This window comes from Aquisediminimonas profunda, from assembly GCF_019443285.1.
Lineage (GTDB): Bacteria > Pseudomonadota > Alphaproteobacteria > Sphingomonadales > Sphingomonadaceae > Aquisediminimonas > Aquisediminimonas profunda.
Genome location: NZ_CP080327.1, coordinates 1882586 through 1901267, shown reverse-complemented (window position 1 = coordinate 1901267; position 18682 = coordinate 1882586). Strand labels below are relative to the sequence as shown.

Genomic DNA, 18682 nt, shown 5'->3' with positions numbered 1-18682 from the left:
GCACCGGCGCGACGAGTGGTTTCCTTTCAACCCGACACCAGATAGCATAGCAACATGCGCACCATCTTCCTGCCCCTGATTGCGGCTTTCACACTCTTTGCCACCCCATCCCTTGCCGAAACCTGGCCCGCAAAGGACGGAGAGGCAGTCCTCAAGGATTTCACTTTCGTTTCCGGCGAAAAGCTCCCAGAAGTGAGGATGCATTACACGACGCTTGGAACCCCGCATAAGGACAAAAAGGGCCAGATCGACAATGCAATCATGGTCCTTCACGGCACTGGCGGCTCTGGCAAACAGTTCCTTCAGCCGCAATTCGCCGATGAACTATATGGCCCCGGCCAGCCGCTCGACATCGCGAAGTATTACATCATCCTGCCCGACAACATCGGCCATGGCGGCTCGTCCAAGCCGAGCGACGGGATGCGCATGGCTTTTCCGAAATATGACTATGACGATATGGTCAAAGCCCAATACCGGTTGTTGACCGAAGGCCTCGGCGTCCGGAAGCTCACACTGTTGCTGGGCACCTCAATGGGTTGCATGCACACCTTTGTCTGGGGCGAGACATATCCGGGCTTTGCCGAACGGCTCGCGCCCTTCGCTTGCAACGCGTCCGAAATTGCTGGCCGAAACCGCATGTGGCGCAAGATGTCGATCGACGCGATCAAGGCCGACCCGGCCTGGAACGGCGGAAATTATATCGAACAGCCCGCCTCGGGCCTCAGAACCTATACGGATTTGAGCATGATTGCGGGCGGGAACCCTGTCGCGCTTCAGGCGCAATTCCCGACGCGCGTGCTCGCGGAAGCGGCGTTGGAAACGGGTTTCGCAGCGCGCGGCAAAGGCGTGGATGCGAACAACGCGATCTACCAACTGGACTCCTCGCGGAATTACAATCCTGAACCCGGTCTCGAAAAGATTACAGTGCCGGTCCTCTGGATCAATTCTGCTGACGACTTCATCAACCCGCCAGGGTTGGGAATGGCCGAAAAGGCCGTCAAGCGTATGCCGCGGGCGCGCTTCATCCTGATCCCTGAAAGCGCGGACACTAAGGGTCACGGCACCCACACCTGGGCCAAGTTCTGGAAGGCCGATCTGGCAAGGCTGATGGCCGAGTAAACCTGGCCGCCGATTGGAGGCCAATCTGCTGAGCCCATTGCATTGGCTGCGTGAAAGTGCGTTACTGGCGGCTATCGGGACGCAGGTGGAGCAAGCCGTCAGATCCCGAACATGGAGGGGCATCATGTTACAAAGCGAAAAACTTCTGAAATTTGCACTTGTGGCTTTCGGCGCGGTCTTTTGTCTCGTCTATCCCTTGGCGATCGTCTGGCCATCGGGCTGGGCATGGCATGAGGGATCGCCAGCAGATTCCCAATATTTCATGATGATTGTCGGCGTCTATGCAACGCTTGGCATTTTCCTCATCCGTGCAGCCAGCAATCCATCTGCACATCGGTCCCTGATTTGGTTTACAGTTTGGTCGAGCGCAGTGCATGCCGGCATCATGGCGTTGCAGTCTCTCAATAACGACATGCATCGCGGCCATTTACTAGGCGACGTGCCAGCGTTGCTGCTGGTGACGATCGTGCTGGGCGCGCTGCTGCAGGCCAACAAGGGATCAGTCCCGCAGTAGGGCGAAGCATCAACACAATTGCGGCGGCCTCTTTGACATCCCGTTGCCTTCCTGGCCGCCCGCACAATTTGCTTCAACAGCCAACGATCAGTCGTTAGGGGCTGCCCCATGATCCTCGTCATCGACAATTACGACAGTTTCACCTGGAACCTTGTCCATTACCTGATGGAATTGGGGGCAGAGGTGGAGGTTGTTCGGAACGACGCCATTTCAGCAGGCCAAGCCATCACGTCCGGCGCGGAGGCGTTCCTCATTTCGCCGGGACCCTGCACGCCCAATGAGGCAGGCGTGAGCCTTGATCTCGTGGCGGCCTGCGCAGAAGCCGGGCGCCCCTTGCTCGGGGTATGCCTTGGCCACCAGTCAATTGGCCAGCATTTCGGGGGGCACGTAGTGCGCGGCGGTTTGATGCACGGAAAGACGTCGCAAGTGACACACGACGGGTCCGGGCTCTTCGCAGGCCTCCCCTCGCCGTTCAACGCGACACGCTACCACAGTCTTGTTGTCGAGGACATTCCGGCCGACCTGATCGTCAACGCGCGCAGTGAGGACGGGCATGTGATGGGCTTCCGTCACGCTACATTGCCGATCCACGGTGTCCAGTTCCATCCCGAAAGCATTGCCACTGAGCATGGCCACGCAATGCTCGCCAATTTCATGGCCCTGGCCGGGATGCGTGTGAAGGAACGGGCGTGAACGCCACGCTCCAGCTGCCCAACCCGAGCGAAGCGCTTGAAGAGGACGCTGCCCGGCTAGCGTTCTCCGCCATTCTGGACCTCCGCGTGTCGGATGAGGACATTGCAGGCTTCCTCACGAGGCTGAGCGAACGCGGCGAAACCAGCGTCGAGATTGCGGCTGCAGCGCGTGAATTGCGCGCGCGCATGATACCGATCAATGCCCCGCCCGGGACAATCGATGTGTGCGGCACAGGGGGAGACGGCCATCACAGCCTAAACGTTTCAACCGCTGTCGCAATCATCGTCGCGGCCTGCGGAGTGCCGGTCGCAAAGCACGGCAACCGCGCGGCATCAAGCAAGGCCGGCGCGGCGGACACGCTGGAGGCGCTTGGGCTGGATATGCAGCGCGTCGGCGAAACGGCAGAAGCGACACTTCATGAGCTTGGCATCTGCTTCCTGTTCGCGACGAACCATCACCCCGCGATGAAGCGCATCCAGCCGATCCGCAAGGCGATCGGGAAGCGGACGATTTTCAACCTGATGGGGCCGCTTGCCAATCCGGCGCGGGTTTCACGGCAGCTGATTGGCATTGCCCGGCCGGATTATGTGCAGGTCTATGGCCGGGCGTTGGAAAGCCTCGGCGCAGAAGCGGCCATGATCGTTTCCGGTGACGAAGGGCTGGACGAATTGTCAGGCGCTGGGCCAAGCAGGATTTTCAGGATCGGTCATTTGCCGGTTGGCGAAACAGTGCAGCCGAGTGATGCAGGCCTTGCTGCCGCGCCGACCAGCGCCATTCGCGGGGGTGATGCGGCCCACAATGCCGCAGCGCTCCGGCGGCTTCTTCTGGGCGAGCGAGGCCCTTACCGCGATGCCGTTCTGCTCAATGCTTCGGCAGCGCTCATCGTTGCCGGTAGAGCCGCAAACTGGCGGGACGGCGTGGAGGAAGCGGCGGAAGTCCTGGACAATGGCCTCGCCAACACTCTGCTCGATTGCTGGATTGCGTTCTAGATGGCGAACAAGCTCGACGAAATCTGCGCAACCAAGCGCGTTGAAGTGGCGAACCGGAAGATGCTGCAGTCGATCGGGGATCTTGATCGACTGGCGGCCACGCAAACCGCGCCGCGCGGATTCCGGGCCGCACTTGACGTCAAGGCGGCTGAAGGGTTTGGCCTTATCGCGGAAATCAAGAAGGCGAGCCCTTCAAAAGGCCTGATCCGCGCCGATTTCCGGCCGACAGAACACGCCGCAGCCTATGAGGCAGGCGGTGCCGCTTGCCTTTCGGTGCTGACCGACGCGCCTTATTTTCAGGGCCATGAGGATTATCTGGTGGCCGCGCGCGCAGCCTGTTCGCTTCCCGTGCTGCGGAAGGATTTCATGGTCGATCCCTGGCAGGTCGCCGAGGCCCGCGCGATCGGTGCCGATGCCATTCTGATCATTGTGGCGGCGCTCGACGATGGCCAGATGCGGGAGATCGAAGCAGCAGCAATCGAGCGCGGAATGGATGTGCTGGTGGAAACGCACGACGCTGCCGAACTGGACCGCGCGCTGCGACTCCAATCACGACTGATTGGCGTGAACAACCGGAATCTCAAGGATTTTACAGTCGATTTCGCCAGAACTTACGAATTGATCGACAGGGCCCCGGATGGTTGCACATTTGTTGCAGAAAGCGGCCTCACTTCACATGCCGACCTTGCCGCCATGGCGAGCCATGGCGTAAGATGCTTTCTTGTTGGCGAAAGCCTGATGCGTGCAGACGATGTGGGGCTGGCTACGCGCAAACTGCTGGGGAACGCATGACACGGCTCACACATCTTGATGAAAACGGCGCCGCGCGCATGGTCGATGTTTCTGCCAAGGCGATTACGGCGCGGGAAGCAGTCGCAACCGGGATCATCACGATGAGCGCCGAGGCGCTGGCAGCGATCCACGAAGGGGGCATTGCCAAAGGCGATGTGCTTGCCGTTGCCCGGATTGCCGGAATCCAGGCTGCGAAGCGCACAAGTGACCTGATCCCCCTTTGTCATCCCTTGGGGCTTTCGAGTATTGCAGTTGACTTCGAACGGCTCAGCAATGGCCTGCGAGCAACTGCAACGGCGCGTACATCCGGTCAGACCGGGGTCGAAATGGAGGCGATGACAGCAACTTCTGTGGCGCTCCTGACCATTTATGACATGGCAAAGGCCATCGACAAGGCCATGATTATTGGCGAAATCCGCCTGCTTTCCAAAAGCGGGGGAAAGTCGGGGGAGTGGCGCGCGCCATGATCTCGCTTGAAGCCGCCCAAGCACGGCTGGTCGCGCTTGCAAGCCCCCTGCCGCTGCAGACCGTCTCGCTCGCGGACGCGACCGGGCGCTGGTCGGCAGATGACGTTTATTCGAAGCGGACGCAGCCGGCGCGGGCCCTGTCAGCGATGGATGGTTATGCGATGGCTGGGGGAAGCGTCGGCCCCTGGCGCGTCATCGGGGAGTCAGCCGCGGGGCGTCCCTTCGCAGGCCGGGTCGGAGACGGTGAAGCGGCGCGTATCTTTACGGGCGCTGCCGTGCCGCACGGGGCAGATGCCGTCGTGATTCAGGAGAATATTGTCAGAGACGGCAACATCATCCGGGTAGCGCCTGCGGACGTTCCCATCACGGGTCGACACATCCGTCAGCAGGGTTCGGACTTTCGCGCAGGTGATCTGTTGATCAAGAGCGGCGACCGGCTGATGCCTGCGCAGGTCGCGCTGGCCGCAGGCGGGGGTTATGACCAATTGACCGTCCGCCGCCGGCCAAGGGTCGCCTTGATTGCTACGGGTGACGAGCTGGTCGCGCCAGGGGTGGACGCCGGCGATGACTTCCTACCAGAATCCAATACCACGATGCTTGCCGGACTTCTTGATGAATTGAAGTGTGATATCAAAAGAATAGGAATCATTCCTGACAATCTATCTGAAATTGTCGCAGCGATACGGGCGGCCGATGCAGACCTTTTGATCACGCTGGGCGGTGCGTCTGTCGGGGATCATGATCTGGTCAGGCCGGCACTGGAGGCTTGCGGCGCTAAGCTCGACTTCTGGAAGGTTGCAATGCGGCCCGGCAAACCGGTCATGGCCGGACAACTTGGCAACATGCTCGTCCTTGGTCTGCCTGGCAATCCCGTGTCTGCCTTCGTTACGGCCCTGCTGTTTGCGAAGCCTGTTGCTGCTGCGCTGGCCGGCGCCAACGCACCCCTTGCGCGACAATTCACCGTCCGGGTTGCCGCCCCCCTGCCCGCCAATGGCGAACGCATCGACCATCTTCGCGCCCGCAACACGGCTGCCGGAGTCGTGCCTGTCGGACCCAACGACAGCGCTTCGCTGGGCGGGCTTGCCGGTGCCGATTGCCTGATCGTTCGACCACCGAATGCGCCCGCCGCAGACATCGGGGATACAGTCCCGATCTATATTCTGGACTGAAGAAGCGCGAACCTTTAGAGAACATTCTGCTTGACGTGTTGGAATCTCCTTAGTAGAAGTTCCTCGTTCGTTCCCTATTGGAGGCACCCGAGATGCTGACCCGCAAACAACATGAGCTGCTGTGTTTCATTCATGACCGGCTCTCTGACACTGGTGTCTCGCCGTCGTTCGAGGAAATGAAGGAAGCCCTCGATCTCAAGTCCAAGTCCGGAGTGCATCGACTGATTTCCGCTCTTGAAGAACGTGGCTTTATCCGACGTCTGGCCAATCGAGCCCGGGCTCTGGAAGTCGTGCGGATGCCGGATCGTGGCGGGGATACGCGACCCGTTTCGACCACCAATGTCGTCAATCTGGCACCCAAGACAATGGCTCCCAAGGGCAAGCCCATTGCGGCCAATGATGTTTATGAAATTCCGCTCCATGGCAGAATTGCCGCAGGCATGCCGATCGAGGCCCTCGAGGGTCAGTCGATGCTTGCTGTTCCGGCAGCGTTGCTGGGTTCGGGCGAACATTATGCACTCGAAGTGTCGGGAGATTCGATGGTCGAGGCTGGAATTCTGGACGGGGATTTTGCCCTGATCCGGAAGGCAGACACGGCCCGCGAGGGCGAGATTGTGGTCGCACTTGTGGACGACTCCGAGGCCACTCTTAAATATTTCCGCCGGGAAGGTTCGATGGTTCGGCTTGACCCTGCAAACCGGGCCTATCAGCCGCAACGCTACGCACCGAACCAGGTTCGCGTGCAAGGGCTTTTGGCCGGACTTCTCCGCCGTTATTGAACGACCGACGGGAAAGACGCCAAGGGTGATCGTCGACTGGCTTCAGCACGCTCTCGACCTGCGAGGTTGAGAGGTTGATGGCCAGCCCCCCGGTCTTCCGGAAAACTGGTTTGTCCAGCTTCAGCCAGCGTGGATTGCAGGCCTTCGGCAAGGCGCGATCGCTCACGAATATGTCTGTGACCCTGCAGAGATCGACAAGGCCTGCTCGCGAAACGGCGTAGGAACTTCTGGTCGCGGCAATGCGCCAGGGACGTCCGTCGCGGAGCAGCGAAACGACGCAGATATCGCGACTGCACCGCGCCCCGGACACGTTATCCAGGTCGACAAGAGGATCAAGCTCGCCGGAGCGATCTGCAAGCAGGTCCTTCATATAATCGCCTGTCCGCGCCCGGAGCAGGGCAACGCGACCATCATCGCTGCGGACAGCAAGATGGCGGCCATCCCCGCTGATCAGCAGGTCGGGCCCAGGTCGAATGGCGGAGAGCAGCGCGCCGCCCAGGAACGGCAGCAGCCCCAGCCAGCGGGGTCCCGTCCGCCAAAGCAGTATCCAGAGGCCGCCAAACAGCATTGCACCAAAAGCCGGATCGGAAATTGCAGGCAAGGTTGCCACCGCCCCGGGAAACGTCGCCACGGTGCGCGCTATCCATAGCAGGGCGTCAATGCTCAATCCTGTTGCCCACCAGAACGGGGCGCCGAGCCCTGCAGCGTCAAAGAGCAGGGCAAGAGCCTCCAGCGGCATCACGACAAAGGTTGTCATGGGAATTGCGACAATGTTGGCGAGGGCGCCATACAGGCCCGATTTGTGAAAATGAAAAAGGGCAATCGGCGCGAGAACCAGTTCGACGACGAGACCAGTCAGCAGCAAGGACAGCATTTCCCTCACCAGCCGCGCCAACATGCCTTCTTCGCGGCGCATCGTGGCTGCGCGGACGCGTGGATGCTCATGCAGAGCAACAATCGCGGTTATGGCAGCGAAACTGAGCTGGAAGCTCGCACCGACAAGCGATTCGGGCCAGATCAGAAGGACAATCAGGGCACCTGTTGCCACAAGCCTGAGTGTCATGGCTTCTCGCCCGATGGCAAGTCCGGCGAGGACGAGCAATGCGGCAATGCAAGACCGTATTGTCGGGACCTCCGCGCCTGTGAGAAGCGTATAGCCAATCCCCGCAAGGGCCCCAAAGGCAGCGGAAACCAGCACAAGCGGGGCGCGCAGCGCCAGCCAGGGGCTGAGCGCCAGCAGCCGGAGCGTCACAAACATTGTCGCTGCTACAACGGCCGTAATGTGAAGCCCGCTTATCGACAGAAGATGTGTGAGGCCACTTGCGCGCATTGCATCCTCATCGTCTTCGGAAATTCCGCCGCGATCACCTGTGGCAAAAGCAGCAGCAATTCCACCAGCGCTGCTGCTCAGGCGTTCATGGATGTGCGCAGTGATGCGTTGCCTCAACGAGACTTCGCTCCGCGGAAGAAGGCCGAGCCGTTTCACTGGATCAAGTGCCTTGCCTGTGCCGCCAATCTGTTGAAACCATGCCGCACGGGCAAAGTCATAGCCGCCAGGAATCGCCGGATCGGGCGGCGGCACCAGCCTGGCGCGCACACTGACATCCTCACCCACAACAAGGTCTGATGCGAGCTTGTCGGCATCAGCAGATACCCTGACTCTGGGAGGGAGCCTTTGACCGGAGAAAGGGGCAAGCAGCAGCCGGCTCCCGTCCTTGCCTTGAAGTGCGTCGATTGCGAGAATTCGGGAGCCGAACCTTACGACTAAAGGTCGCTCGATACGAGGTGCCGCAACCTCTCCGCTTCTCAGCCATACAAGGGCGCAACCGCCCGCAATGCTGAGACCGGCCCAAAGCATCGCGGTGGCAACGCGGCGGCCAAGGTCGCAGACAGATGCTGCAAGTGCCAAAGCGAGGCCGGCCGCAATCACCGCGATCCACAAAAAGCGTGTCTCAAGGACAAACCAGAGCCCGACTCCCGAACCGAGCATCACGGGCAACCAGAGCGCAAACTGATCGCGCTCGCGATCCAGCCAGTTTTCAATGCGGTCAAGCCATTTGCCCAGCCCCCTTTGAAGGTGCGCAATTGCCATGCTAGGGGCTCCAGCCTGAATTGGCAGGCACGGAGACAGACAGGGTGAGCGCAGGACAGTCAGAAGCGGGCATCGTTACGCGTTTCGCCCCTTCGCCTACCGGATTCCTGCATATCGGCGGTGCGCGGACGGCTCTTTTCAACTGGCTGTATGCCCGTCACCATGGGGGAAAATTCCTGCTGCGCATCGAAGATACGGATCGGGCGCGATCAACGGATGCAGCCATTGATGCCATTATCGACGGGTTGCAGTGGTTGGGCCTTGATTGGGACGGCGACGTTGTCTTTCAGTTTGCGCGGGCGGCCCGGCACGCTGAAGTGGCCAATCAACTGCTCGAAAGCGGACATGCTTACCGCTGCTATGCGACGTCGGCAGAGCTTGAGGCCATGCGGGAAGCGCAGCGCGCCGCCAAGCTTCCCATGCGTTACGATGGCCGTTGGCGCGACCGCGATCCGTCAGAGGCTCCGAACGGCGCGCCCTTTGTGATCCGGCTCAAAGCACCACGAGAAGGCAGTGTCACGATCAACGATCGGGTCCAGGGCCCGGTTACAGTCAACAACGAAGAGCTGGACGATTTCGTGCTGCTGCGATCGGACGGAACACCGACGTACATGCTCTCCGTGGTCGTTGATGATTACGACATGGGAATAACCCATGTGATCCGCGGTGACGATCATCTCAACAACGCGTTTCGCCAACTGGCGCTGATTCGTGCGATGGGCTGGCAGGAACCGATCTACGCACATGTGCCGCTTATCCATGGCCCGGACGGAGCCAAACTTTCGAAACGACATGGTGCGATGGGTGTCGACGCCTATCGCGACGAGCTTGGATACCTGCCGGAAGCCATCAACAATTACCTGATGCGCCTTGGCTGGGGGCATGGGGATGACGAGATTTTCAGCAGGGAACAGGCAATTGCCTGGTTCGACCTGGATGGCGTCGGCCGCTCTCCGTCCCGATTCGATTTCAAGAAGCTGGAGAATTTGAACGGCCACTACCTTCGCGAGGCAGAGGATTCGCGCCTTGCTGCAATTGCGCAACCAATGATCGAAAGAAAATTGGGCCGGACACTCAGCGAGCCCGAGGTCCAAACACTTGTCAGAGCAATGACTTCACTCAAGCCCCGGGCAAAATCGACGCTGGGACTTGCAGAAGGTGCAATGTTCCTGTTTGAGGCAAGGCCTTTGACACTCGACGAGGGCGCGAAGGCTCTGCTAGAAGGGGGAGCCGGAGATTTGCTCGAGTCTGTCTCGAGTGCACTTGGTGGCAGTTCGGAATGGGACGAAACCGCGCTGGAGTCTGCGGTACGTCGGGTCGCAGAGGATGCCGGACTGGGCCTTGGCAAGGTTGCTCAGCCTTTGCGGGCTGCGCTCACCGGTCGAACGACCTCGCCAGGAATATTTGACGTGCTGATGCTTCTCGGGCGAGAAGAGTCTCTGGCACGTATTGATGAAGCAGTGGCCCTTGCGGCCTGAGTGAGGAAGGAAGACACATGGGCGGCTCCAGCGCGACGGTAACCCTCAACGGCAATCAGGTATCCTGCCCGGTGCGCTCCGGCAGTGTTGGTCCGGATGTCATCGACATTCGCAAACTTTATGCGCAGACGGGCGCGTTTACGTTCGACCCCGGGTTCACGTCGACGGCCAGCTGCGATTCGGCCATCACTTATATCGATGGCGATGAAGGCGTTCTGCTGCACCGCGGATATCCGATCGGACAGCTTGCGGAGCATTCCAGCTTCATGGAAGTGTCCTATCTGCTGCTGAACGGCGAATTGCCGAGCAAGGATGTGCTCGACAAGTTTTCCGGCACAATTTCCCGCCACACGATGCTCCATGAACAGTTGGCGACTTTCTATCGCGGCTTCCGGCGCGATGCGCACCCGATGGCAATCATGTGCGGCGTCGTTGGCGCGCTTTCTGCCTTTTATCATGATTCGACCGACATCACCGATCCGCATCAGCGCATGGTTGCAAGCCATCGCCTCATTGCGAAGATGCCGACGATTGCCGCCATGGCTTACAAATATTCCGTCGGCCAGCCATTCCTATATCCGCGCAATGATCTGAGCTACACGGGCAACTTCCTGCGAATGACCTTTGGCGTGCCGGCTGAAGATTACTATGTGAACCCGGTCGTCGAGCGCGCGCTCGATCGCATTTTCATCCTTCATGCCGACCATGAACAGAATGCGTCGACCTCGACAGTTCGTTTGGCCGGTTCCTCCGGCGCGAACCCCTTTGCCTGCATAGCCGCCGGCATTGCGTGCCTCTGGGGCCCAGCGCACGGCGGTGCGAACGAAGCAGCCCTCAACATGCTCCGCGAAATAGGCACGCCTGACCGGATTCCGCACTATATCGAACGTGCGAAGAACAAGGACGACCCCTTCCGACTGATGGGATTTGGCCACAGGGTCTACAAGAATTACGATCCGCGGGCGACGGTGATGCAAAGCACTGTGCGCGAAGTGTTCGAGGCTCTGAACGTCTCAGACCCGGTCTTTGAAGTTGCCTTGCAGCTCGAGCACATGGCGCTGAACGACCCCTATTTCATCGAGAAGAAGCTGTTCCCGAATGTGGACTTTTATTCGGGCGTGATCCTGTCCGCGATCGGCTTCCCGACAACCATGTTCACGGCGCTGTTTGCGCTTGCCCGCACCGTTGGTTGGGTCGCGCAATGGAACGAGATGATTTCGGATCCTGAACAGAAGATCGGGCGGCCGCGTCAGCTTTATACCGGCCCTGCCCAACGGGACTACGTTCCCGTCGACAAACGCTAGGCGTCGGGCAACTTCGCCATTGGCAGGGTGAGTACAAAACGCGCGCCTTGGCCGGGTGCGCTGTCGAGCGTGATATCCCCGCCCATGGCACGCGCAAGCTTGCGTGAAATGAAGAGGCCAAGCCCGCTGCCACCGGGTTCTGACGGATCGACCCGTTCGAATTTATCGAAGATCCGTGCCTGATCGTCCAGCGCAATGCCCTTGCCCTGATCCGCGACAATGATCGCCGCGAGGTCTCCCTCCTGCTCGGTGCGCAGCCAGACGCTTGAGTCTTTGGGTGAATAGCGCACGGCATTGCCAATCAGATTGACCAGGATCTGAAGGACACGGCGAAATTCTCCGTGCGCTTCAAGTACTTCGTCCCGGGGAGGCAGGTCGATCCGCACGCCCCTGTCTGCCGCCCTTACACCGAGAAGCCCTGCTGCACGCCGGGCAATGTCGGCAAGATCGATAATTTCCGTTTCAATCCGGAAGCCTGGCTGTTCGACCGCCTGCAAATCGACAAGGTCATCCACCAAGCCCAGAAGGTGCCGACCGGCAGCAGAAATATCTCCGGCGTAATCGACATAGTCATGGCGCAGCGGACCTTCACCTTGGCCGCTGATCGCTTCGGCGTTGTCGATGATGCGCGCCAGCGGTGTGCGCAATGCTGTCTCAAGTCGTTGGGAAAATCCGTCATCCACTGGCGAGCGCGGGACGATATCTGTCCTCGAAGGGGCAAGCGAGCGCTCGATCAACCGATATCCGCCGGAAAAGCCTGCAAAGCTGCCATCCTCTGCAAGCCTTGCTTCACCATGAAGCCAGAGACGCGCATTCGGCAAGCTGCGCAACTCTGCCAGCTGCATGAAGAATTCGTGGCGCCCTGCAACAGCAACAAGCAAAGGCAGATCGCCCTGTTCATCTTCGGTCAGTCGGAAAAATCGGGTCAAGGGCTGGCCAAGCGCATCCAGGGCATCGACGCCGGACAGCGAAATCAGTTCCGGTTCGACGTCTGTCAGCCTGAGTTGATCATCGCAAGCCCAGTTTCCGTCGCTTTCAAGCTTCGCGAAATCCCGGGCACGGTTCTGCAGGAAGATTGGATCATGGGCTGGCGCAGGCAGTTCTTCCCAGCCTGCAATCGCAAGCTCAACGCGTTCGCCATCGGGCCTTGCCCGAACCCACAGATCGAGATCGCGTGATCCATCTGCAGCAACGACCCCTCGCGAGACCAGGACACCAAGTGTCCGGGCCAAGCGGGCCAGGGATGCGATTTGCGGAATGGCCAAAATCCCGCCTTCCTCGCCACCGGCACCGAGATGGAGGGCGAGAAGGCGCGGATCCGCTGCGATCAACCGGCCCTGCCGATCGACCGTGCCATTGACGACAACCTCCTCACTCTCCGTCATTGGAGAATGCGGGCCGAACGAAGGGCGTGCACTGCCATTCAGACAGTCTAGATCAATCATGGTTAAGAGGTGCTAAATCAGCTTTGGCGGCGCACAAGCCAGAATTGCGACAGAACGCTATGAAAAACGGCGATCATGAGGCCAAGCACCGGCTGGCCGATCAGGCTTGCCATGAAAACCTCAACCGCAATGATATCCGCATCGGCAATCCACGCCTCGCGAACGCCGGTTCGCGGCTGAAGGATCAAGGCGATTCCCGCCCAGAGAGCCAGGACGAGCGGCCCCCAACCAAGCCCCGGGCCATCGAGCGCCCAGCCCGCAAAGCCCAGGAGTGCTAGGAGCAGCGGCAACTTGGCTTCTGCCATCCAACGCAACACGCGATCGGAGCGCGCTGCAATATCGCCCAGAACCCCGGCCGCAGCCATGGGAAAGCCTGCAAGAAGAAACAGTCCGAAGCTTGCCGAAATCCAGCCCAACGCGCCAGCAAGCATGGCCGCAGCCATCAACGTGGCGGGGAATGCAGTCAAAAGCTCCAATGTAACCTTCTGCCCCAGAAGTTGAGGCAGGAACTGACGGACAACAGGATCGACAATTTGCGTCTGCCAGAATCCGCTTCCGCCGAACCGGCTGCGCCCGGCCAGTTCCTGCGCCACAAACATGGCCTCTTGCTCATTGCGAACGAGGGATAGCCCCGAGCCATCCGTTGGCAACCGCTCAACCCCACTTTGCAGTGCCATACGCAACAAGGTCGGACCAAGTGTCCAATCGCCAAGCATCGCTGCCGTTTCGCGCAAAAGCTTGCCATTCAGCAAGGCGAGGCCAGCCCAGCGATCCACAGCGTCGATCCGCTCATAATGGGAAACCGTATCCGCGTCACGGAGGGTCAGGAGGGTTGGCACCGTCTTGGAAGCGAGGTGGTCCACGATACCCCTTGCTGCCACCACACCTGCGGCCATGACCAGCAGTTGCTCCTCCGGGTGAATGCAATCTGCAGCCTCGCTCGCGCTGCGCACGACTTCAAACGTGATTCCGTCCAGGCGAAGCCTCTCAAACGCGGCTTCCAAAGGTGCCGGGATGCGATCCACAAGAACCACGATATGTGCGGCTCCGCAGGCCCGGGCGATCCGCACCTGATATTCAATCAGAGTCTGGCCAGCAATCGGCATGAGCGCCCGCCCGCCTACGTCTGGCGCAAGGGTATCATCATCGGTCAATATGAGGCCGGCAAGTGGCAAAAATTCGCCTTTCCTCGAAGGAATTCGAGAGGCGCGATAGGATGTTCGCGACGCTTTGAAAAGCCGCGGCTTTCAGGCCGCGATGATATCGACAGCGCGCTGGATCTTCCGGAGTGCCACCGGATCGCCGGGCGCGGACTGGAGCGCAAGATCCGCGGCCTCGATCAATGTGACTGCGCCGAAACTCGCCGCAAGCCCCTTCAGGCGATGCGCTGCTGCCGTCCAGTTTGCGTCGCAGCGTGACCGAGCCAAAAGGTCTCGGTAGTGAAGCGCGCCATCGATCAGGGCAGCGCGCAATTCCAGGACAAGCGACGGATCATTTCCGACCGCTGCTGCAAGCGACGCATCAAGTGCACCAATTTCATAAGCCATTCCCTAAGCTTAAAGCCGCATGCTTAACGACTCGTTTCAGAAATGTTTCGCGAATTTTTAATTCCGTGTTACGAATCGGGACATGAGTGGAGGAAATTCTGTTGTCGGGCTCTGGCGCGACCGGGAACTGGGGGAGGAACGGGTCGAAGATCCGAACGAAGCCCTGATTGAAAACGAACCGCAATTCGCGGCTGAAACCGGTGACGATGAGGCTCCGGCTACAGGCCTTTGGCGAAGGCGGCTGGCGATTGCCGGAGCATTGACTTTGGCGGCAATGTGGCTGGCAACCCTCGGCTACCAGCGCTTTGCAGGCCTGACCAACAGACTTCCGACCTTGGATGAAGGCCTGGATTTCATTGCAACGGCCAGTGCACCGCTGGCCCTGATTGCAGCGCTCTGGCTTATTGTCACACGGTCTGGAATGGGAGAAGAACGTCGCTTTCAAAGGACGTCAGACTCAATCCAGCGCGAGACGGCGCGGCTGGAGCATTTACTCGCCCTGGTAACGACCCGTCTGAATGCGAGCCGGGCCGAACTGGCAGAACAAGGCAATATGCTGCTTGGTTTGGGAGATCTGGCTGCGAACCGGCTGGGCAGCCTTGCGCGCTCAATCGAGAGCGAAGTCGAAACAGTGACTCGGCACACGCAGTCCCTGTCAGGATCGGCGGTATCGGCGCGAGCAGACCTTGCTGTGCTACTTGCCAACCTGCCCAAGGCCAATGTGCAGACGCGCCAAATTACTGCTTCGCTGCAAGAGGCAGGTCGCTTCGCACAGGACCATGCAGGAGCATTGGACGAGAAGCTGTCACAGCTTACAGCACGTGGACAGGAAGCGCAGGAGGTGGCCGGCACTGCTGCGCAAAAACTTGCTGAACATCTTGCTCGAATGGAAGGCGTAAGCGAGTCTGCCGGGGCGCGGCTTGAACATGCTGCGGAGCAGATGACGGGGGCGGTTGACGATGCTCTCGAGCGTGCGGCGCAGGCTCTTGAAAGCGCGCGGCAGGGTATGGAAGCACAAGGTGCTGCTATGATGGCACTGGTCAATCAGAGCCAGGCCGCACTTGTTCAGGCTGGCGACGATTCCACGGATCAACTGGCTCGCCGCGTGGCCGAGATTGGCGAACAAGTTGATGCCATTTCAAGGAGCTTTGCGGCTCAGGATGATATTGGCCAATCACTTGTGTCGCGTCTCAACACAGATCTCGACTCTGTGGAACAGAGGTTCGCGCTGCTTGAAAGTGGTGGTCTCACGCGTACTGAACGGCTTGCCACCGCAATCAAGTCTCTCAGCAACAACACAGACGACCTCAAAAATGCCCTGTCTGACGGCGGCACGACGGCAGTGGCCCTGATTGAACGCGTGGAGGCGCTGACTGCAGCGCTTGATGCGGCTACGCAGGGCATCGATGAAGCGCTGCCAGAAGCCTATGCGCGGCTCGATGCGCGCGCAGCCGAAAGCATGGAGACCATTCGGGCTGCAACTCCGGTCGTTTCAGAACTGTCCGAAGCAGCAGCCTTGGCATTGGAACGGCTGGCCCAGGCTGGCGCTGCCCTGACCGTGCAAAGAGAGGCCATTGCAGGCCTCACCTCAATGAGTGAGACGCAATTGGCAGACGCGCGAAAGACTGCCGAGGATTTGAGCGAATCGATCGCCAAGGCCACCGCCGATGCCGAGCAGCTGGCGCAGGGCGCGGCACCGCAGCTTGCCGAAGCGCTTCGCCAGATCAACGAAACCGCGACCCAAGCAAGCGCACAGGCCAAGGCCGCGCTGGCTGAAATCATCCCGCAATCGGCCGAAACGCTTGGAACAATGAGCAAGCAGGCGCTTGCCGAGGCGCTTACAGCGCAAGTTGAAGCGCAGATGTCGGAAATCGCCCGTACGACCGAAACGGCAGTTTCAGCTGCCCAAAAGGCGACCGAACGGCTCATGCGCCAGATGCTTACAATTTCCGAAACGAGCGCCGGATTGGAAGCCAGGATTAATGAAGCCAAGGAACAGGTCGAGCAGAGTGATCAGGCCAACTTTGCACGACGGGTGGCGTTGCTGATTGAATCGCTCAATTCAACGGCCATCGATATCAACAAGATACTCTCCAATGAAGTGACCGACACCGCTTGGGCTGCCTATCTGCGCGGCGACCGCGGCATTTTCACGCGGCGCGCTGTAAAGCTGCTCAGTGCTGGGGAAGTGCGCGAGATCGCGCGGCATTATGAAAATGAGCCTGAATTCCGCGAACAAGTGAACAGGTATGTCCATGATTTCGAAGCAATGCTTCGCAACATCCTCGCCACGCGTGACGGAACCCCGTTAAGCGTGACATTGCTCTCTTCGGATACGGGCAAGCTTTATGTAGCACTGGCGCAGGCGATCGAACGCTTGCGCATGTAATGGACACTCTTGGGCAGCCCCGGGCGGCTGCTGACAAGCTAACCGCTAAAAGGTGCGAAATTGACCATGTCTGTGGTCACCCAACCTTTGACATAATTGGCATAGTAAAGGCCAAAGAGCAGTGTTGCCACAATCGTGGTGATGATTACAACGCGACGGGGCTTGAAATTGGCAGGGGCACTTTCCGCCTGACCGGGCACTTTCTCCGCGCCCAGTTCGTCCGCCGTCTTGACGCCAAATGGCATCACCAGAAACGCCGACATGACCCAGAACAACACATAGATTGCCAGCGCAGATGTCCACTGCATTGCCTTACCCCAATCGCATCAACATGATTTCGACAATGGGCTTTTTGCCCGTCCATTCGGTCGCGACACGTCGCACGCCAAGGCGAAGCGCCTCGCGCAACGCGTCTTCATTCGCGGCACCCTTTTCGATCACACGCTCCACCGCCGCTTCCGCATCTTTCAGGAAATCGTTCCGGTCCTCTTCAACCGGAACGCCCTGCAGACGAAACTCCGGATCGACTGCTAGTTTGCCCAGCGCGTCAAGGACCACCGCAACTGCAATAACTCCATGAAGTCCGATCCGTCGCCGCTCGGTGATCGTGCCGCCATCGGCGGGCAGGATCACGTCGCCATCAAGGACCAGCCTGCCCGTCCGCTCATGGCCGAGAATCTTTGGTTCACCCGGAGCCAGGCGGACCACATCCCCATTTGACTGGACCAGTGTATTCGGGATGCCGCATGCCAAGCCGAACCGCGCCTGTTCCGCCATGTGGCGGCGCTCGCCATGGACGGGGACAAGCAATTCAGGCCGAATCCAGTCGTACATGATCTGAAGTTCAGGGCGGCCGGGATGGCCCGAAACGTGCACATGGGCCTGCTTTTCCGTGATCATGATCACGTTCTTCCGAGCAAGCGCATTCTGGATGCGCCCGATGGCCGTTTCATTGCCGGGAATTTGCCGCGATGAGAAAATCACCGTGTCTCCCGCGTCGAGTTTCAGCGGATGGCTGTCACCTGCAATGCGCGCCAATGCTGCGCGAGCTTCCCCCTGCCCGCCCGTTGCAACAATCATCAATTCCCGCGGTGGCAAACGCATTGCGGCATCAAAGTCCATAATCTGCGGAAACTTTGGCAGCATGCCGTTCGCCTGTGCCGCGCGCACAATTCGATCAAGCGAGCGACCGGCAATACAGAGCTGGCGCCCCGAAGCGACAGCGACCTGATGCAAGGTTTCCAGTCGTGCGGCATTGGATGCAAAGCTGGTAACGAGGACCCTGCCCTTTGCTGCCTTGACGCTCTCCATAAGGCCGTCGCGAACGCTGCCTTCGGTGCCGCTATACTCCGGATTGAAGGCATTGGTTGAATCGCAGACAAGCGCAAGAACACCTTCGTCACCAATGCTGCGGATATCGTCCGCATTAATAGCCGTTCCGATGACCGGCTCGTCATCAAGCTTCCAGTCGCCTGTGTGGAAAACGCGGCCATAGGGCGTGTCGATAACGACTGCATTCATATCCGGGATCGAATGCGCAAGCGTGACATAGCGTAGACCGAACGGCCCAAGCTCGAAACTCCCGCCGTTGTCGATCACGCGAAGTTCGACCTGGTCGGTGAGCCCCTCTTCCGCAAGCTTGCCTGCTATCAGCGTTGCTGTGAACGGCGTCGCGTAGAGAGGAACATCAAGATCTGCTGCAAGGTAGGGTATAGCCCCGATGTGATCCTCATGGCCATGCGTGAGCACGATTCCGAGCAGATCTTCCCTGCGTGCCTCGATGAACTCAAGATCGGGCAGAACAAGATCACATCCTGCATAATCAGAACCGCCGAAGGTCAGCCCCAGATCGACCATGATCCACTTGCCTTGGCAGCCATAGAGATTGACGTTCATGCCAATCTC

At 59.6% G+C, this 18682-nt stretch carries 16 protein-coding genes and 1 pseudogene; 11 read left to right on the top strand and 6 right to left on the bottom strand.

Going from position 1 to position 18682, the window contains the following annotated elements:
• Positions 1–54 precede the first annotated feature (54 nt).
• The 8 genes and pseudogenes from K0O24_RS09450 to lexA all read left to right on the top strand — a co-directional run.
• The gene (locus tag K0O24_RS09450; protein ID WP_219892498.1) at positions 55–1119 is read left to right on the top strand and encodes an alpha/beta fold hydrolase; all 1065 of its coding nucleotides are present in this window, start codon (positions 55–57) and stop codon (positions 1117–1119) included.
• A 124-nt stretch (positions 1120–1243) separates the two neighbouring features.
• Positions 1244–1633, top strand: a complete 390-nt coding sequence (locus K0O24_RS09445; protein ID WP_219892497.1) for a DUF6632 domain-containing protein — start codon at positions 1244–1246, stop codon at positions 1631–1633.
• 108 nt (positions 1634–1741) lie between these two features.
• A complete protein-coding gene (locus K0O24_RS09440) occupies positions 1742–2326 on the top strand; it encodes an anthranilate synthase component II (protein WP_219892496.1) in 585 nt (194 codons plus the stop codon).
• Complete coding sequence (gene trpD / locus K0O24_RS09435; protein WP_219892495.1) at positions 2323–3315, top strand: anthranilate phosphoribosyltransferase; 993 nt, start codon at positions 2323–2325, stop codon at positions 3313–3315. The genes K0O24_RS09440 and trpD overlap by 4 nt, the downstream gene beginning before the upstream one ends.
• Complete coding sequence (trpC, locus tag K0O24_RS09430; RefSeq protein ID WP_219892494.1) at positions 3316–4107, top strand: indole-3-glycerol phosphate synthase TrpC; 792 nt, start codon at positions 3316–3318, stop codon at positions 4105–4107.
• Positions 4104–4574, top strand: coding sequence for a cyclic pyranopterin monophosphate synthase MoaC (gene moaC, locus K0O24_RS09425; protein WP_219892493.1), 471 nt, complete (start codon positions 4104–4106; stop codon positions 4572–4574). The genes trpC and moaC overlap by 4 nt, the downstream gene beginning before the upstream one ends.
• Entirely contained in the window at positions 4571–5743 is a 1173-nt protein-coding gene (locus tag K0O24_RS09420) for a molybdopterin molybdotransferase MoeA (protein ID WP_219892492.1), read from the top strand. The genes moaC and K0O24_RS09420 overlap by 4 nt, the downstream gene beginning before the upstream one ends.
• A 92-nt stretch (positions 5744–5835) precedes the next feature.
• Positions 5836–6456, top strand: a pseudogene (lexA, locus tag K0O24_RS09415) (transcriptional repressor LexA); the annotation flags it as partial.
• Here the strand turns inward: lexA and K0O24_RS09410 are convergent.
• Positions 6392–8614 (bottom strand): ComEC/Rec2 family competence protein, encoded by a 2223-nt coding sequence (locus tag K0O24_RS09410; protein ID WP_425514727.1) that lies wholly within the window; start codon positions 8612–8614, stop codon positions 6392–6394. The pseudogene lexA and the gene K0O24_RS09410 overlap by 65 nt on opposite strands.
• Before the next feature lie 44 nt (positions 8615–8658).
• On the opposite strand from K0O24_RS09410, the gene gltX reads away from it, so the two are divergent.
• Together gltX and K0O24_RS09400 are read left to right on the top strand one after the other, a co-directional pair.
• Positions 8659–10092 carry a glutamate--tRNA ligase gene (gene gltX / locus K0O24_RS09405; RefSeq protein ID WP_219892490.1) on the top strand — a complete coding sequence of 478 codons (1434 nt, stop codon included), beginning with the start codon at positions 8659–8661 and terminating at the stop codon, positions 10090–10092.
• A gap of 17 nt (positions 10093–10109) precedes the next feature.
• Positions 10110–11396 carry a citrate synthase gene (locus tag K0O24_RS09400; RefSeq protein ID WP_219892489.1) on the top strand — a complete coding sequence of 429 codons (1287 nt, stop codon included), beginning with the start codon at positions 10110–10112 and terminating at the stop codon, positions 11394–11396.
• On the opposite strand, the gene K0O24_RS09395 is transcribed toward K0O24_RS09400, so the two are convergent.
• From K0O24_RS09395 to K0O24_RS09385, 3 genes are all read right to left on the bottom strand, one after another.
• Positions 11393–12781, bottom strand: a complete 1389-nt coding sequence (locus tag K0O24_RS09395) for a sensor histidine kinase (RefSeq protein ID WP_219892488.1) — start codon at positions 12779–12781, stop codon at positions 11393–11395. The two genes, K0O24_RS09400 and K0O24_RS09395, sit on opposite strands and share 4 nt — an antisense overlap.
• A gap of 77 nt (positions 12782–12858) precedes the next feature.
• Positions 12859–13995 (bottom strand): glycosyltransferase family protein, encoded by a 1137-nt coding sequence (locus tag K0O24_RS09390; protein ID WP_219892487.1) that lies wholly within the window; start codon positions 13993–13995, stop codon positions 12859–12861.
• 93 nt (positions 13996–14088) lie between these two features.
• Positions 14089–14388, bottom strand: a complete 300-nt coding sequence (locus K0O24_RS09385; RefSeq protein WP_219892486.1) for an Hpt domain-containing protein — start codon at positions 14386–14388, stop codon at positions 14089–14091.
• Positions 14389–14470: 82 nt separating this feature from the next.
• Here K0O24_RS09385 and K0O24_RS09380 point away from each other — a divergent pair, with 82 nt between their 5' ends.
• Positions 14471–16777: a coiled-coil domain-containing protein gene (locus tag K0O24_RS09380; protein WP_219892485.1), complete on the top strand. Its 2307-nt coding sequence runs from the start codon at positions 14471–14473 to the stop codon at positions 16775–16777.
• Positions 16778–16815: 38 nt separating this feature from the next.
• Here the strand turns inward: K0O24_RS09380 and K0O24_RS09375 are convergent, their stop codons facing one another.
• Both K0O24_RS09375 and K0O24_RS09370 read right to left on the bottom strand, forming a co-directional pair.
• Positions 16816–17085, bottom strand: coding sequence for a DUF1467 family protein (locus K0O24_RS09375; protein WP_219892484.1), 270 nt, complete (start codon positions 17083–17085; stop codon positions 16816–16818).
• A gap of 4 nt (positions 17086–17089) precedes the next feature.
• Positions 17090–18673, bottom strand: a complete 1584-nt coding sequence (locus tag K0O24_RS09370; RefSeq protein WP_219895571.1) for a ribonuclease J — start codon at positions 18671–18673, stop codon at positions 17090–17092.
• Positions 18674–18682: the final 9 nt, after the last annotated feature.